This window comes from Phormidesmis priestleyi BC1401 (assembly GCF_001650195.1).
Classification (GTDB): Bacteria; Cyanobacteriota; Cyanobacteriia; order Leptolyngbyales; family Leptolyngbyaceae; genus Phormidesmis_A; species Phormidesmis_A priestleyi_B.
Genome location: NZ_LXYR01000157.1, coordinates 1 through 1305, shown reverse-complemented (window position 1 = coordinate 1305; position 1305 = coordinate 1). Strand labels below are relative to the sequence as shown.

3 pseudogenes are annotated in these 1305 nt (G+C 49.9%); 2 read left to right on the top strand and 1 reads right to left on the bottom strand.

What is annotated here, in order from left to right:
• Positions 1-704, bottom strand: a pseudogene (locus A8707_RS26150) (ISKra4 family transposase); the annotation flags it as partial.
• Between the two features lie 71 nt (positions 705-775).
• Here A8707_RS26150 and A8707_RS26145 point away from each other — a divergent pair.
• Both A8707_RS26145 and A8707_RS30805 read left to right on the top strand, forming a co-directional pair.
• Positions 776-1105: pseudogene (locus tag A8707_RS26145) on the top strand (transposase); the annotation flags it as partial.
• 97 nt (positions 1106-1202) lie between these two features.
• Positions 1203-1305: pseudogene (locus A8707_RS30805) on the top strand (Tn3 family transposase); the annotation flags it as partial.

Below are 1305 nucleotides of genomic sequence, written 5' to 3'. Positions count from 1 at the left end.
TCTAGCCGTTCCAGAAACGTCGCCTTGCCATATTCGGGGGTGGCTCCCATATAAATGGTGTGTTGTCGGTCTCCAAACGCGTCATACAGACTGATGGTGCCGACCATGGCTTCTCTCCATCCGGTGTCGCACAACAGCATACAGGTGCCATCTAAGCCAATGGCAACACTGGCAATTTCAGCGTCTAGTTGAGGGGGCACATAGTCCCAACTTTCTTCTTTCACCTCAATGATCGTGGCCACCGCTTCACTGAGACGCTGGATGTAGGACACGGCGACCGGGCGTTGATGATTCTCAGCCAAGTCTCGCTGCACGTCTCGGGCGGAACCATACGCCAGTTTCGAGGACACTTGTTTCGCAAACAGAGGCGTGGAGGTGATGATGATGCGAGACGCTCGCTCTAGCGGACAATCCGTTTTCCCGCCTCCAGAGCGCTGATAGACATGGCGTTCAATCACGACTTCTCCGTAGGGCGTTTGATACGCTTTGGGCTGCTTGCCTTTGGTTCGCATCACCTCTCCGGCAATCTCAATGGCTGAACCGTCGGTGTCCAGATACTCAAGAGCGGCTGTAGTGGCAATACGACCCGCCTCGTTGAGGCTTTCCTGAATCGCTTCTTCACTGGTCAGCAGCGAATGACTCAGGTCTATCGTCACTTCTATCCTGACTTGCGTCCCTTCTTGACTCAGCAATTGAGCGCTCATACTCACCACCTCTTGGTTGCCTCACTCAGTGATATCATGCTTGACCTACTAAATCAAGTAGAGGTCGCACCCTATCCAACTACACCCCACCTGTGATCTTTAACACGGATCAAGGGGCACAGTTTACAGCGAACGCCTTTACAGACTGTCTGAAAGCCTCTGGAGTTCAGATTAGTATGGATGGTCGAGGGCGCTGCCACGACAACATCTTTATCGAACGATTGTGGAGGAGTCTAAAGTATGAGTTGATTTATCTCAAAGCGTTCGAGGATGGTCAACATTTAACGCAAGAGGTCAAACAGTGGTTTCGTTGGTACAATCAAGTTCGTCCACATCAAGGATTAGATTATCAGACACCAAATCAAGTGTATTGTGATAATCTAAAGAAACGAAGTGAGTGATAAAGCAATTGAGATCTTGAACACGAAACTGAATGGATCTGAGAATCTGAATCCCTAGCTTATTCATCCCCTGAAAACTGTCTAGTCTTGGGGGTCCACTTCACAGTACGCTCCTTTCAGTACGAAGGTGATTAATGTGGGTGTGCGCGACTCCACCTATGTTTTAGATGGGCTGCTGTACCATGAGTCCGATCTACGGA